This is a genomic window from Nevskia soli (assembly GCF_903970205.1).
In the GTDB taxonomy this organism is placed as follows: Bacteria; Acidobacteriota; Terriglobia; order Bryobacterales; family Bryobacteraceae; genus Bog-113.
Genome location: NZ_CAJCHS010000256.1, coordinates 13,913 through 29,153 on the forward strand (window position 1 = coordinate 13,913; position 15,241 = coordinate 29,153).

12 protein-coding genes are annotated in these 15,241 nt (G+C 59.4%); 5 read left to right on the forward strand and 7 right to left on the reverse strand.

The annotated features are described in order from the left end of the window. The first annotated feature begins 147 nt into the window (after positions 1-147). Positions 148-3,843: a chromosome segregation protein SMC gene (gene smc / locus H1Y01_RS11700; RefSeq protein ID WP_180540700.1), complete on the forward strand. Its 3,696-nt coding sequence runs from the start codon at positions 148-150 to the stop codon at positions 3,841-3,843. 89 nt (positions 3,844-3,932) lie between these two features. Here smc and H1Y01_RS11705 read toward each other — a convergent pair whose 3' ends face one another. Continuing rightward, positions 3,933-5,171 carry a tetratricopeptide repeat protein gene (locus tag H1Y01_RS11705; RefSeq protein WP_180540701.1) on the reverse strand — a complete coding sequence of 413 codons (1,239 nt, stop codon included), beginning with the start codon at positions 5,169-5,171 and terminating at the stop codon, positions 3,933-3,935. A gap of 236 nt (positions 5,172-5,407) precedes the next feature. Between H1Y01_RS11705 and H1Y01_RS11710 the strand changes: the two genes are divergently transcribed. From H1Y01_RS11710 to H1Y01_RS11725, 4 genes are all read left to right on the forward strand, one after another. Continuing rightward, positions 5,408-6,832 carry a sodium:solute symporter gene (locus tag H1Y01_RS11710; protein ID WP_180540702.1) on the forward strand — a complete coding sequence of 475 codons (1,425 nt, stop codon included), beginning with the start codon at positions 5,408-5,410 and terminating at the stop codon, positions 6,830-6,832. Further along, complete coding sequence (locus H1Y01_RS11715) at positions 6,825-8,195, forward strand: APC family permease (protein WP_219341480.1); 1,371 nt, start codon at positions 6,825-6,827, stop codon at positions 8,193-8,195. Before H1Y01_RS11710 ends, H1Y01_RS11715 begins: the two co-directional genes overlap by 8 nt. A gap of 207 nt (positions 8,196-8,402) precedes the next feature. After that, positions 8,403-8,609 carry a hypothetical protein gene (locus H1Y01_RS11720; protein ID WP_180540703.1) on the forward strand — a complete coding sequence of 69 codons (207 nt, stop codon included), beginning with the start codon at positions 8,403-8,405 and terminating at the stop codon, positions 8,607-8,609. A gap of 996 nt (positions 8,610-9,605) precedes the next feature. After that, on the forward strand, positions 9,606-9,938 hold the full coding sequence (locus H1Y01_RS11725) for a hypothetical protein (protein WP_180540704.1): 333 nt from the start codon (positions 9,606-9,608) through the stop codon (positions 9,936-9,938). 22 nt (positions 9,939-9,960) lie between these two features. Here H1Y01_RS11725 and H1Y01_RS11730 read toward each other — a convergent pair whose 3' ends face one another. The 6 genes from H1Y01_RS11730 to H1Y01_RS11755 form a co-directional block, all read right to left on the reverse strand. Continuing rightward, on the reverse strand, positions 9,961-10,098 hold the full coding sequence (locus H1Y01_RS11730) for a hypothetical protein (protein ID WP_180540705.1): 138 nt from the start codon (positions 10,096-10,098) through the stop codon (positions 9,961-9,963). A gap of 189 nt (positions 10,099-10,287) precedes the next feature. After that, on the reverse strand, positions 10,288-10,932 hold the full coding sequence (locus tag H1Y01_RS11735) for a nucleotide-binding protein (protein WP_180540706.1): 645 nt from the start codon (positions 10,930-10,932) through the stop codon (positions 10,288-10,290). Between the two features lie 46 nt (positions 10,933-10,978). Further along, positions 10,979-12,721 (reverse strand): alpha-L-fucosidase, encoded by a 1,743-nt coding sequence (locus tag H1Y01_RS11740; RefSeq protein WP_180540707.1) that lies wholly within the window; start codon positions 12,719-12,721, stop codon positions 10,979-10,981. Positions 12,722-12,773: 52 nt separating this feature from the next. Beyond that, positions 12,774-13,550 (reverse strand): hypothetical protein, encoded by a 777-nt coding sequence (locus H1Y01_RS11745; RefSeq protein WP_180540708.1) that lies wholly within the window; start codon positions 13,548-13,550, stop codon positions 12,774-12,776. 134 nt (positions 13,551-13,684) lie between these two features. Continuing rightward, entirely contained in the window at positions 13,685-14,650 is a 966-nt protein-coding gene (locus tag H1Y01_RS11750; RefSeq protein WP_180540709.1) for a serine/threonine-protein kinase, read from the reverse strand. Positions 14,651-14,669: 19 nt separating this feature from the next. After that, a partial coding sequence (locus H1Y01_RS11755; protein ID WP_180540710.1) for a PP2C family protein-serine/threonine phosphatase occupies positions 14,670-15,241 on the reverse strand: 572 nt, incomplete at its 5' end.

A 15,241-nucleotide genomic window follows, 5' to 3' on the forward strand; every position in this document is an offset into this window, starting at 1 on the left:
GTATAAATCGGCTTACGCGCTCCCAGATTTCGTGCTTCAACTTCTGCCACCACTACATGTCGTAGTGGTGGCACTTTACTTTTCACGCATTCGGTCCTATGCTAAGTGCAATCCCCCGAGTTTGAACGTGAGGAAGGAACACGCGCTTTGCTGAAGCTGAAACGAGTTGAACTACAAGGATTTAAGTCCTTTTGCGACCGCACCGAACTGCGCTTCCGGGGGGATGGAATCGCCGCGGTGGTCGGGCCGAACGGTTGCGGCAAGAGCAATCTGAGCGACGCCATCAGCTGGGTCCTTGGCGAACAGTCGGCGAAGAGCCTGCGCGGCTCCCGCATGGAGGACGTAATCTTCGCCGGTACCCGCGACCGAAAAGCGCTGGGCATGGCCTCGGTGACCATGACGCTTCTGGATCCGACGGCGAAAGCGCCCGCCGAACCGCAGGAACAGCCGGTCGAAGTGACGGTCCTGCCGCTAGCCGAAAACGGCGCTGCGAATGGGAACGGCCATGGTCCCGAATCGCGTATCCGGCATCTTGGCAAGACGCCGTCTCACGTCACTCCCGGCGAAATCACCATTACCCGGCGCCTTTTCCGCAACGGCGAAAGCGAGTACCTGATCAACGGGCGCGCCGCCCGGCTCCGCGATATTCAGGACCTGTTCATGGGAAGCGGTCTCGGCCCCGAAAGCTACGCCATCATCGAACAGGGCCGCATCGGTCAGATCCTCAGTTCGCGGCCCTACGACCGTCGCGCGGTTATCGAGGAAGCCGCCGGCATCACCCGCTTCAAATCCCGCAAGCGCCTCGCCGAAGCCAAGCTGGAAAGCGCCAAACAGAACCTCGCGCGCGTCTTCGACATCCTTGAAGAAGTCACCCGTCAGGCCAATTCCCTGAAGCGGCAAGCCCAACGCACCAAGCGTTACGGGGAACTGAAAATCGAGCTCGATACGCGCCTGCGCACCAGTCTCGGCGCTCGTTCGCACCAGCTCGAAGGGGAGATCGCCCGCATATCGGTCGAGCTGGAAAGCGCTGCCGCGGAACTGCGCGAAGCCACCGCGGGGATGGAGGAAAGCGAAGCAGCCCGCGCCGAACTGCAAACCGCCTGTTACCAGCTTGAGGCCGCCCTCACTGAGGCCCGCAAGAATCTGGCGCAGCTGCACGTCGAAGCGGAACGCACACGCGGCAAGCTCGAGGCGCAGGTGAAGGAAAGCGGCGCGATTGAAGGCCGCATGAGCCGCAACGAAGCCGAGACCGTCGAGCTCGAATCGCGTTTGGTCGCGCTCGATGCCGAACGCTCCACACTGCGCGGACACATCGCGGAACTCGAAAAAGAGATCACGACATCTCGAACCCTGCTTGTCGCCAAGAGCCAGGAGCGTGAGGGCCTACAGAACCGCGTCCGCGAGCAGGAGAAAGCCATCGAGGCCAATCGCGTTGCCGTTCTGCGGCTACTTGGCGAAGCCTCCACACTCAAGAATCAGCTCGCGCAGGTGAACGAATTTCTGGCGTCTATCGACCGCGAAACGGCCCGGGCCAAACGTGAGGAGGAAGCCGCCGCCATCGAATCCGAGCGCTTGACGGCCGCTCGCGAAAAGCTGTCTCACGACTTTAGCCGCCAGCAGATCGAGCTCGAAACCGTTACGGGCGAGCGCCGCCGCACCGAACAGGACCTTGGCGAGCAGCGCAAGAAGGCGGCCGACCTTCGCCAGCAGATCGAAGCCATGCGCGGCGAGTCTTCCCGCCTGCGCGCCCGCAAAGAATCGCTGGAGAACGTGCTTGCGCATCACTCGTACACGACCGATACCGTCAAGAAGCTCCTGAGCGCCTTCGAACGCAGCGGAACCGTGAAGGCTGCCGGTGTTTTGGCGGACTTCGTCGAAGCCGACCCCGAGTTCGAAAAGGCCGCGGAAGAGTTTCTTCATCACGAGCTCGAATACGTCGTCGTCGGCAGTTGGGACCAGGCCGAAGCCGGCATGCAGCTGCTTCGTACCGATCTCGAAGGCCGCGCCACATTCGTCGTTGAACACAGTGAAACCGACGCCGGAGAGCACGTCAATACGCCCGGCCTGGCTCCGCTCGCACAGCACCTCCGCTTTTCGAACGGACTCACCGGGCAGGCCCACAACCTGCTGCCGCGCCTCGCCAATTGCTATCTGGCCGGCTCGACCGAGCAAGCCCGCGAGATGGCTGCGCGGTATCCGGACCTCTACTTCCTGCTCGATGACGGCCGCTGCTATCAGGGCGCAACGCTCACCGGCGGCCGCAAGAAAGCGTCCGGTCCGCTGGCTTTGAAGCGCGAAGTCCGTGAAGTGACCGCGGCTCTCAGCCAGAAAGAGCGCGAGCTCTCGATTCACGTACAAACCCAGGAAGAGCTCTCCCTCGGCATCACGCAACTGGAAACCGAGCTTGAGCGGCTGCGCCACCAGCAACAGAGCCGCGAGAAGGACGCCGTCGCGCTTCAGGCCGAACAGCGGAAGCTCACCGAAGACTACAACCGCACCCAGTCCCGCATCTCCGTCGCGCGCCTGGAACTTGATCGCCTCGAAAAGGAGAAGGAGCGCTCCGCCGCCAAGCGCGAAGAGAACGGCGCCGCAGTCGAAGTGAAGGAACGGGAACGCGCCGAACGCGAGCGCGCGCTCGAAGCCGCGCGATCCGATATGGAATCCATCGAAGCCGCCGCCCATCTGGCGCGCGAAGAACACTCGGCCCTGCGCGCGGAGCTCGCCGGTCTTGAAGAACGGTTTCGTGCGCAAAGCACCGCCTTGCAGCGTCTGGATGGCCAGCATCGCGAGATGACCAACCGCCGCCAGAACCTGAGCGCGGAAATCCAGCGCATGGGTGAAACGCGCGCGCACCTGCTGGCCGAAAACATCGAGCTCGATAAACGCAGCGCGCAGCTGGCCGAGGAAGTGCTCACCGTCGAGACCGCCGCGGCGGAACTGGCCAATCGCGAAACCGGGCAGCGCGCCGCCCTGACCGCCGCGGATGAAGCGCTGAAAGCTATCCGCGTCCGCATCGAGGCTGGGCACGTCCGCAAAGGCGAGGCCGAAGTCGCTCTCGTCGGCCGCCAGTCCGAACTGCGCTTCCTCGACGAAACCAGCCAGAAAGAACTGGGCGTGCCTCTTTCCGAGATCGAACGGCCGGAACATGATTTCGATGACGAAGCTCTCGCTGAAGCCGAGCGTTCTTATCGTGAAGTTCTCGCCAAAATCCAGGGGCTTGGACCCATTAACCCCACCGCGCTCGAAGAATTCGAGGCAGCGTCGCAGCGTCAGGAATTCCTCACGGCGCAGCGCAAAGATCTGATCGATTCCATCCGCGACACCGAAAAAGCGATCGCCGATATCGACCAGATCTCGAAGGCCAAGTTCATGGAAGCCTTCGAGGCGATCAACGCGAACTTCAAGGTCTGTTTCACCACGCTGTTCGGCGGAGGCACCGGCGAGATGCGCCTCACCGATGCGGAGAACGCGAACGATAGCGGGATCGACATTGTTGCCTCGCCTCCAGGCAAGAAACTGCAGAACGTGCTGCTGCTCTCGGGCGGCGAGAAAGCGTTGGCGGCGCTAGCTCTACTGATGGCGATCTTCCGCTACCAGCCGAGTCCGTTCTGTGTGTTGGACGAGGTCGACGCGCCGCTGGACGAAGCCAATATCGGGCGATTGACGCGCTTGTTGCGCGAGATGAGCGCGGATACGCAGTTCATCGTAATTACGCACTCCAAGAAGACCATGGAATCCGCTCAATCGATGTACGGCGTCACCATGCAGGAAGCGGGAGTTTCAAAGCTGGTAAGCGTGAAATTCGAAACGAGCGAGCGTGAATTGGTTCGCGAAGTCGCGTAAGCAAACCCAGTCACGCAACCCCATTCCGAGGGAAAGCGACCGGTGGCGCGGGCAGGCCTTGGCAGCCTGCCCTGGGGCGCACCGGGACCTTACTTACGGGGACGGTGGTGGACGACCGGCTTGGGCTTCTCCACGGTGATTCCCTTGATCTGGGAATTTTCGCCGCTGAAAGTCAGCAGGAACGGATCTTTCTGGAAGGAATCGGCGTAGCCCTTGATCTGGATGGGCTGTCCTACGACGAGCTTGTTGTTGACCGGCTTCTCGTACTTGATGAGCGCGTCGCCCTTGGGATCATCGATCGAGATGGTGATTTCAGTCGGTTTTTCGTCGGGCTTCCAGGAAACGACCTTGGCGTTAAATTCCTGCGGAATGATGGCGCCCTTCACGCTCTTATCGAAATAGGCCTGGCCGTCGGTGTCGATGAGCGTTGCCTTCAGGTCGCGCCAGAGCTTGATGTCGGGATGCTGCGCGAGATACGCTTCTTCGCCGCCGGCCTTTTCTTTCTCGCGATCGACGACACTCTTGATTTTGAAATCGGCCGGAGGCAGTGCGCTCTTGGACGCGAGATCCTTCAAGTCCTGCAGGCCCTTCGGATCGTCGTCACCGTGATAACCGTTCCAGGCTTTCGTCAAGTAGTCGGAGGCGCTCTTCTTCCCGTCCGCCGGGAGTCCGCCTGTACCGGAGATCGATACGGCGCGAGCCCATTGATAAAGCGCTTCGGGATACCGGCTCATATCTTTCTGTCCCGCGATGGCCGCGCCGAGCCAGTAAGCGACCTGCGCGTTTTGATCGTTCAGGGCCACATACTTCTTGAACTCGGCTTCCGCGGTGGGGTAGTCCTTAGCCTGGAGCGCGATGTAACCCAGCACTAGATGCGCCTGCTGTTCGACTTGTCCGCGCGCCTGCTTCCACTGATCGTCGGTGACGGCGGGCGGCTTAGCTTCGGGAGCGAACGCGGCGTCGAGGTTGGTCAGCAGGCTGGTCGCGGCGTCTTTCGCCTGGCTCGTCTGATCGGGTGTCACGCCGGGTTGCAATCCCTTCGCCGCGATCTTGCTCCAGGTGTCCATAAACGCCAGAAGGCGCTGGTTCTTGAACTCGGAGTCCGGATACTTGTCTTGCCAGGCTTTGAGGAGCGCCAGTTTCTTGACAAGGTCGGTTTCTTTCGATGCTGCCGTCAACGCATCGTATTCGCCCTGATCCTTCACTTTCGGCTGCGCCGGAGCGCTCTGGGCAGCGGCGCCCGCGGGCGCCTGCGCGAAGCCGGACGTAATCGTCAAAGTTACGGCTAATGCTGTTCCGGCGAACACTCTTACCAGTCGATCAAACACGTGGGTGCTTCCCCCTTCTTTCTTGTCTGCTTTCGAAATGATACTCAAGCGCACCGGATTCCCGGCCAAACCGCGCACTGTATAACGATATAACGAAGACGTTTCCGTCGAGAGCGGATACTTGCGGAGTATAGCCGAATGCTCAGGACGCCGCAATATATCTGACGCCAACAACGTTCGGCGAGTTCCTGTGGACCGCCCGGCAAACCCCCATGCTACAATCCGCGATCGGTTAAATGCGCTATTTGGATTGGGGCGTTATCGCGGCCTACCTGCTGGGAGTGACCTGGTTTGGAGCCCAGTTCGGCAAACGCCAGACAGGGCTCGCTGAGTACTTCCTGGGCGGCCGCACGGCGCCCTGGTGGGCCATTGCGCTCTCGATCGTCTCCGCCGAGACGAGCACGCTGACCATCGTCGGAACACCGGCGCTCAGTTTCCGCGGCAACTTCGCGTTTCTGCAAGTGGTGTTCGGGTATCTGCTGGCCCGCGTCGTGATCTCCGTCCTGTTCCTGCCGGCGTACTTTCGCGGCGAGATGTTCACGGCTTATCAGCTGATGCAGCGACGCTTCGGCGAGCGGGTCCGCAGATTAACCGCGCTAATTTTTCTATTCACGCGCGCGTTGGCGGAAGGGGTTCGGGTATTCGCGATTTCCATCGTGATCTCGATTGTCTTAGGTACCGGCGAAGCGATTTCAGTGGTGTTGATCGTGGCTTTAACTCTCATTTACACCTTCGAAGGCGGAATGACGGCCGTCATTTGGACCGACGTGTTGCAGATGGGGATGTACGTTGCGGGAGCGGCGGTCAGCCTGGTCGTGATGCTTGGGAAAATCCCCGGCGGCTGGCATCATGCGGCGGCGGTTGCGTCGGCTGCCGGTAAGTTTCAAGTGCTGGACTTCCGGACCGCGCTGAATCTCCCGTACACCTTCTGGGCCGGTCTGATCGGCGGCTGTTTTTTGACCACGGCGAGCCATGGGACGGACCAGCTCGTCGTGCAGCGGCTATTGAGCGCGCGCAATGAGAAGGAGAGCCGGCGTGCTCTGTTTGCAAGCTGGCTGGTGGTGTTTCTACAATTCACGTTGTTTCTGGTGATCGGGGTTCTGCTGTGGACTTACTATGGCGACTATAGTCTGAAAGCGCCGCAGCCGATGGATCGGATTTATCCGCTCTTCGTCTGGGAGAATCTGCCGATTGGTGTGCGCGGGGTGGTGATCGCGGCCATTCTGGCGGCGGCGATGGCGAATCTGAGTGCGGCTTTAAACTCGCTCGCGTCTACTACGGTTGTGGACTTCGTTCGCGGTGTACGTGACGAACGCCGTCAGATGCTCTGGGCGCGATGGGCGACGGTTTTCTGGGGCATCGTGTTGGTGGCTATCGGCCTCGTGGCGCGCTCCTGGGGGACCGTGCTGGAGTCGGGCCTGTCGATCGCATCGGTGACGCTGGGGCTGCTTCTGGGAGTCTTTCTGCTGGGCGTGCTGACCAGCCGCGTCGGAGAACGCGGGGCGGCCCTGGGAGTCGTGATCGGGCTCGCGTCCATTTTGTGGGTGCGCTTCGAAACGTCCATTGCGTTCACCTGGTGGGTATTTATCGGAAGCACGGCGACGTTCCTTAGCGGGTATGCGGGTTCTTTCGCTCTGAGGGAGAGCACATCGATTGACTGAGCTGAAGCGGGAACTAGGCATTTGGGCGGCCATGGCGATCGTCATCGGCACGGTAATCGGCAGCGGCCTCTTCCGCGTGCCGCAGACCATGGTGCAGAGCGTCGGAACGGGCGGTTACGTGATGCTGGTCTTCGTGGTGGGCGGGCTGCTGTCGCTGGCCGGTGCGCTGAGCTACGCGGAGTTGGGGGCAGCGATGCCGGGCGCGGGTGGCGAATACGTGTACCTGACGGAAGCTTACGGTCCGGTCTGGGGTTTCCTCTACGGATGGACGCAGATGTGGGTCGCGAAGTCCGGCTCGATCGCGACGCTGGCGACGGCTTTCTTCGAATACATGGCCACGTTCCGCCCGGACCTCGAAAAGGTCTTCTACACGATTCCCTTGCCGATCGGAGAACATGGCGCGCCGCTCCCGCTGAAATACGGACAAATCCTGGCGATGGTTCTGATCCTGTTTCTGGGGCTGATTAACTATTTCGGCGTTAAAGCCGGCGGAGACGTTCAGGTGGTGATGACGGCCATCAAAGTCGGCGCGATCGCCGTCGTTATTGTGGCGGGGCTTATGTACAGTAATGCGGGCACGGCCACGGCGCACGCGCAAACACCGCTGGCGCCGCTTACGGCCGCTGGATTCTTCGCCGCGCTGGTAGCCGCGTTATGGGCGTACGACGGCTGGAATAACGTGAGCATGGTGGCGAGCGAGGTGAAGCACCCCCAGCGGTATCTCCCGCTGGCGCTTATCGGGGGAACGCTGGCGGTGATGGTTCTGTATTTACTGGCGAACACGGCCTATTTTCACGTGTTGAGCGCGGCCGAAGTCGGCGCCAATAAGCGCGTGGCAGCCGCGATGATGCAGCGCGTATTCGGCGGATGGGGGGCGAGCGCGGTGTCGGTCGCGGTAATGATCTCGATCTTCGCCGCGCTGAACGGATCGATTTTATCCGGGTCGCGCGTGCCGTATGCGCTGGCGCGGGACGGCATCTTCTTCCGGTCGTTCGCCACGGTACACCCCCGGTTCGCGACTCCTTCGGTTTCGATACTGGGGCTAAGCCTCTGGGCGGCTGTGCTGGTGTTTTCCGGCCGGTACGATCAGCTCTACAATTACGTGATTTTTGCGAGCTGGCTGCTGTATGGGATGACCACGGCTGCCGTTATCGTATTGCGGAGAACGCGGCCGGATTTGCAACGCCCGTACCGGACGCTGGGCTATCCGGCGGTCCCGCTGCTGTTCGTGGGGGCGGCGGTTCTGCTGGAAGTTTTCACGCTGAAGAACTCTCCGCGCGAATCGGTAGCGGGTATCGTGTTAATTTTACTTGGCTTACCATTCTATTTCTATTGGAAGCGGCGAAACCGTGATAATATCTGAGCGAGCGCCAAAGCGCGCACCCCGTTTCGGAGTTCCTCGGTAGAAAACTTCCTTCTAGTACCAATTCTGTCCGATTGTTCTGAATTCAGAACAATCACCTTGCGTTCGCCTCTCAATTCCTGTAAAAAGTCAATAGGCACATAAAATCATCCGAATTTGTTCTGTATCCGGAACAAACCGGTTTTGTCCTGCCAAATACTGGAGGCAATGATGGACGTCACAAAGATCTTGACCGAACTAAAGCAGGAGCGCGAACAACTTGAAGAAGCGATCCAGAGCCTTGAGCGCCTCGCCCGGGGCCGCGGCAAGCGTCGCGGGCGTCCGCCGGCATGGCTAGCCGTGGAGAAGCGTCGCGGGCGTCCGCCGGGCAGCAAGAACAAGTCCGCGCAGCCGAAATCGATGGCGGCAGCCTAGGCCGCCGGTCCGCGAGCGTAGGATCGCGGATTCCCGCACGGTCCCGGCCCTCCCGATCGGACCGGAGGCGTCAAGCGGACGCGTGATGGCCAGAACCGCATTGCTATCTGACCGGCTTCAAGGTAACTCGTTCCAGCTGCATCACGTTCTGGCCGTCTTTACCTGCGATCTTCACTTTCACCTGTGACTTGCCGGCCGGTAGTTCCAACTCTCCGATTCTGTCCTCCCTGAAGACCCAATCCCCGGCGTCCGGGTGGAAACGTAACTCTCCCGAGCGATCCCCAGCGGTGCGCCAGGCGCTGCCGGCGGGGCGCGTCTTGCCGGCGCTCTCTCATTCCGAACGAGAGCGAAATCCCAGCGTATCGATACACACCCCCTTCAATCCGGTACTTTGGTGCGAATGCCGCTGCGTGGTCTTCAGGAGGTATGAGCTGCGCCTGCCGATCTGGACCATTTCAAACGCGTAGTTGGAAGGGATGATGCGGTTTGGACCTCGATCGCTTCTAGCCGCGCCGCTTCCTCCCCGCTGGCGCCGCTCTGTGGGACGCAAGCGCGACGGCGGGGTTGGCGAGGCCTAGGACGGGCAGGGCTCAAGACAGCTATTCTGCGATGGACCAGGTGTGATCTCTCCCGCGAGACCATTTCAGACGCGAATTTCTCGGTTTTTGCGTGCGCGGCCTAGCATCGAGCAATGGCGCGAGCCGACCCCGCGGCCGCGCTGAATATGTCGGGCCGGTTTCCAGCGCATCGGCATCGATGAAGTGAGGCATCGCACAAAACTTGGCTGGTAACGATGAGCTTCACACGGTCGTCTGCATTATAAGCGCAAAATGAGCGCATAGTAAGAGCTTGATTTATTATATAAGATGCGTATACAATACACCCTTGACGTCTCCGTTTCGTCAGCAACCAAAGTGATCAAAAATCCCAGGCATCGTGTTCTCGGTTGTGCTTTGGGACTCCGCATTGCCGAGGTTATTGGGAAGAATCACCTGGATGGCGGATTGGGAAGAGAAGATCCCGAGGAGATTCACTAGTACGATGGGGGACGTTATGCATCTAAAAGAATCCAAGGAAGTGGAGAATATACGTATGGGGGCCGCGCCTAAGCCAGCCAAGAAGCCGCGCATCAACTTGAACCTCTCGGCGTCGTCCAGAGAAGAAGTCGGTCAGTTGGCGAAACTCACCGGCCGTTCGATAACCGAACTCGTGATTCTAGCTCTCAGCCTGTTGAAATTGGTAATTGAGGAGAGACGCAAAGGGAATAAGCTAATCATCACCAACGCTGATGGCACACCGCAAATGCAACTTGTCATCCCAGGACTATAAGTAAAAGACTGACGGCAGACCGTCAGATTGAGTCTCTGTTTTCGTCGATCTCATCATCCTCATCGCCCGTTCCCCACGTTTCCGTTTCGAGCAGCGGAAGCTGCAGTTCGGGGATGGCCGGATTGAACGTGCTGCCGGCCGAATTTTCGATGGGTTGCACCAGTTACTCCGAAGGAACCAGATCGTTTTCTCTCTGGGCTTCTAGAAGCGCGTCGAACCCCGCGATCTGGTCACTTATCTCCATCTTCGAATGTGCCGGAATTATTACCCGGAAACAAGCTGATGTCAAGGCGTTTTGGGCATTTTGGGTCGCGACACCCGGTGTAAAGAGATTCTGGTGAACGGCCGCCTACCCGCGGACGTTTTTCTTGCCCCCGATCCGTTTTGTCGGAATCCCTTTGGTTGATAATTTCTCGGTCGAAATCGGGGCTGCGCCACTCACTTTCATCCAGATATTCTGAAGAAGCTCGTTATCGGAGAGTTGACCCGTCGGGCGGGCGCGTATGCCGAGTTTCTTGATCATCTTCTGGATTTCAAAACACGGAGTTCCTACTGCCGCCGTGGCGTTGGATTGAGATCGCTTGAAGCGCAGAAAGGTTAAGCCGAACAGATCGGAGGGGAGCCGCAGCTCTTGCTCCATCCCTTCCGGAGCAACGATAAAACACCTTCTGTGCCCGAGTTTCCCCATGAACAGTCCAAGTTCGAAAACCACGTTATCTCTCACCGAGGCCCATGTCTTTCCTTTTATTTTCGTTATGTCATCCGGAGCGAAAACAAAGACGCCGAAATCGCTTTGATCGAGAGCGTTGAACAATTGTTCAAGGAAGAAGGTGGAAGGCTGTGCGACGCCCTGATTCCACACCACGACATTCGCTGTATGGTCCAGTTGGGCCTTAATCTCCTTTGCTAAATCCAAATTGTTTCCTGAGGACGCAATGAAGACCTCCGCCAGTTGCGCCGGCGGAGATTGAGCCGGTTTGCCTTTCGTCCTCAAAGCCAATGTTGTAATCCCATTCCACGATTCCTGGCCGGAAATCCTGCTATCTGACCGGCTTCAAGGTAACTCGTTCCAGCTGCATCACGTTCTGGCCGTCTTTACCTGCGATCTTCACTTTCACCTGTGACTTGCCGGCCGGTAGTTCCAACTCTCCGATGCTGTCCTCACTGAAGACCCAATCCCCGCTGGCATTCTTTACAGCCGCACTCAGGTTAGCCGCGCCGTCCAGGACGCTATAAGCAGATCCGATGGCCGGCTTCGTTGCGGCATAACTGATGGCTACCTGATACTTCCCGGCACGCGGAAGCTCGATATCCCAGTAAGGAATATCCTGCGGCTTCGACCACTGAGTGAGGAACACGTGGCCGAGCGCATTGTCCAGCTTCGCGCGCTGCTCGAACTGCGTCTCGATCTTGGCCGATTCGGCTCCCAGCGTGAGCATTCCGCCGGCGTCCGGGTGGAAACGGAACTCTCCCGCGCGCGGCGGACCATCCAGCTCAAGCGCAATCACGCTCGCCGCCTCATCCGGAGCTGCCTGGGGTAGGGTCAAGACAACGTCGCCCTTATCGCGTGCAATCGCTATCGGAGCGCCAGGAACCGCCAGCAGGTGCGCGGACAACACCTTGTTCTGCAGCGCCGGCACCCGCAGTTGCCCATCTCGCGGCCATTGAAAAACGTGCAGATATAACGTGTCGCCTTTCTGCGTCGCACGTCCGAAAAACGGCAGCGTGCTGAACGGACTGGCGCGCGTGGCGTAGATCGAGTCGCTATTGACCTTCATCCAGGCGCCCATCGCCTGCAGCCGCGAAACGAACTCGGGCTGGATCGTTCCGTCCGGACGTGGGCCGATGTTGAGAAGTAAGTTGCCGCCCTTACTTACAACATCGATTAACATGCGAATCAAGTCTCGATTGGTCTTGAACTGCGTCTCATACCGGTTGTATCCCCAGCTACTGGTATTAATCGTGACGCAGCTTTCCCACAGAGCCGGTTTCCCGTTGGCATCGGTAATCCCGGTCGCGGGAACGAACTGTTCCGGTGTTCCAAAGTCGCCGCGGCTGCCGGTTTTGCGATTGAACAAACGGTCGTTGATCAGAGTATTCGGCTGCATCTCGCGGATCATGCTATACACGCCATCCGCGTCGATTTCTTCAGGCGTGTGTTCCCATTCGCCGTCGAACCAGAGCACGGCGACATCGCCATACCGGCTGAGGAGCTCGCGCAACTGCGACCGCATGAAGTTCAGATAGCGCGGCATGTCGCCGCCCTCTTTCGGGTGGTCGGATTCCCAATCGCGTTTGGGCCGGTAATCCGGATGGTGCCAATCCATGATCGAGTAGTAGAATCCGAGCGGCATGCGGCGCGCCCGTGCCGCGTCGGAAAGCATCTTCAGCGGATCGCCCGCGTAGGGCGTCATCTTGATGCCGTAATCGCTAACATCCGAGCGGAACATGGAAAACCCTTCGTGATGCTTGGAAGTTATCACCATGTAGCGCACGCCCGCGGATTGCGCCAGATCGACCCACGCGAACGGATCGAAGTTCACCGGGTTTAGCTGGCGCGCGTACTCCTCGTATTCAGGCTCGGGAATGTGGAAGATGTTCCGCGCCCACTCGTCGCGTCCGATCACCGCGTACGCGCCCCAGTGGATGAACATTCCGAACTTGGCGTCCTGCCACCAGACCGTTCTCTGGTCAGGAGGAAGCGGGGGCTGTGAGGGTTGAGCAGCGGCGAAACGGGAAAGGGCTAGAGCAAGAAGGAGAAGACGGGAATGGATCCGGGGCATGGGAGTCGAGAATATCATCCCACCCTCACCGACGAGAGGCTTGACGCGGGGTCTACTTCAATTCGTTCATCAGCGGCACGAATGCCGACGGAAGCACCACCGGATGATGGACATCGGCGCCGGATGCGCGCCGCTCGGAATCCGGTGGGTTTAGAGAGTACGAGAGGTAGTCGATATCAACGTTCGTCAGCCCGAAGATGCGCGCATCCGTTTCCGAATGATCCGCGGCGGCCAGCCAAAAGGGCCCCTGCTGTTGGTACGTGTGCACAAAGCGCACGCTCTTAACCCAGAACGACGGAGCTTTGGCCGGCGCTCCCTCAATCCGGACGATGGCGAAATCCCGCGCATCGATCCACACGCGCCCTTCGATCAGGTACTTGGTGCGGACGCGAGGCGTGGCCTTCAGGATATAAGCGCTGCGGCCGCCGATCTGATCCATCCCGACAAGCTCAAACGAATAGTTCGAAGGGATAATGCGATTGGCCTCGAGCACTTCCGGCCGCGCGGCTTCCTGCTCGGTCTGCAGCATGCGAGTGAAGATGAACCGGCAAACCGACGGCGAACCGTGCTGGGCAAGTACCTCGAACGTCTTGGCGCCCGTGCGGCTCACCGTGACGCGTACGAGCATGTCGGCTTCGGTCTTGTGGCCGGGATTTAGCAGGTGGTAACGGCGGACCGAAGTATAGCCGTACATCGATTGCAGGCGACGGCTCTCGTGTTCCACCATCCGGCGCGCGATTTCGTCCGCGGACGGGAGCTGACCAGCGCTCGCAAAAGCGGCGGAAACCAGGACTACTGCCGAGATGCGTACTGCCGAATTGTGAATCATAGAACGTTTCGCGTTCCGGATTTAAGGTTAGCGCGACTTTAAGTTGGGAGCAATAGTTCCGGCAAAACACGACGCTTATTTGATGGAATTGTAGCCGGATCGAAACGTGGAAGGCCGCGGCATTCGTTAAGGCATCAATGGCGGGCCGCAAATAACAGCAGCGCGAATAAAACGAGGGGAATCATAGCGAGACCGACATAAACCAGGATTTGCCGGGTCCGCGGGGTGCGCCGGTTTCTCCAGTTTCGGAGCTCGGCCCGGTCGGCGACGCCCACTTGATCGAGATGCTCCAGATCCCACGCCATATCGCGCGCGCTGCTGTAGCGGTTGCGCGGATCGCGTTCGAGCGCGCGGTAGATCACTTCCTGGAGTTGCGGCGAGATAGCGGGGTTCAGCTCCCGCGGCGGCACGGGATTGTTGAGTAGACGCTCATTCATGACAACGAAGGGGCTATCTCCGGTGAACGGTACTTTTCCGGTCAGCATCTCGTAAAGCAGCACCCCGACCGTATAGACATCGCTACGCGCCGTACCGCGCTGTCCCTTGACCTGTTCCGGCGAAATATATTCCGGAGTACCCATAGTGTCGCTGAACTTAGCGAAAGTAATACGGCGCGCGCCGGCCTGCCCGGCAATTCCAAAGTCAATCAGCTTAATGCGATCTTCACTATCGATCAGAATGTTCTCCGGCTTTAGGTCGCGATGAACGACACTTTGTGAATGCGCATACTCGAGCGCGTTGCAGATACTTATCGTCAGACGAATTGCGCGATCGATCGGAAGTTTGCCTTCCTCCTCGATAATCTGTTTCAGGGACCGGCCTTCCACCCATTCCATCACCATGTAGACGCGGCTTCGTTTTCCGTCCGGAAGTACCTTCACCACGCCGGGATGGTTCAGCTTGAGTCCGATGGCTTCTTCACGGCGGAAACGCTCGAACAGCTGCGGCTCGCGTTCGACTTCGGGGTGCGGCACTTTGATCGCTACCTTGCCGCCCGTGTATAAGTCGGTAGCTTGAAAGACAGAAGCCATGCCGCCCATCGCCACCAGGCGATCCAGCCGGTAATGATCAAGACGGTCGCCGGGCTGTAGAGGAGTCATAGATGCAACGGAGCACGCACTAGAGTTTATAAGAGCGTCCGCGGTAGATTCCAACACGCTCCACGGCCAGCACGCGAATCAGTTGAACGCTCACGTTATCGCTGCCATCGCGTTCGTTGGCTAGAGCGATCAGAGCTTCGGCGGCGTCTTTCAAATCTTTATGACCGCTTACGATTGCGGCCAGTTCGTCTTCCGCGATGGCTCCGTGCAAGCCGTCGGAGCAAAGCATGAGGATGTCGCCGGCAAACACCAGATGCTCGCTGGTCTCGACCGCGACAATCAAATCATTGCCGATCGATCGGGTCAGCATATTGCCGGCGGGCGATTGCGAGGCCTCCCGGGTGGTCAGTATGCCCAACCGGGCTTGTTCCGCGGGCAGGGTATGATCGCGGGTCAAGGCGAACGCCTGGCGGCGCCGGATCAGATAGCACCGGGAATCCCCGACATGAGCCACTACGGCCCGATCGAACCGGAGCGCGCAGGCAACCAGCGTCGTTGCCATACGGGTACCCTGTCCGGCACGACTCCCGGCCTGATAGACCTCGGTGTTCGCCGTCTGAATCAATCTTGACAACAGGGTTTTGTGCGACG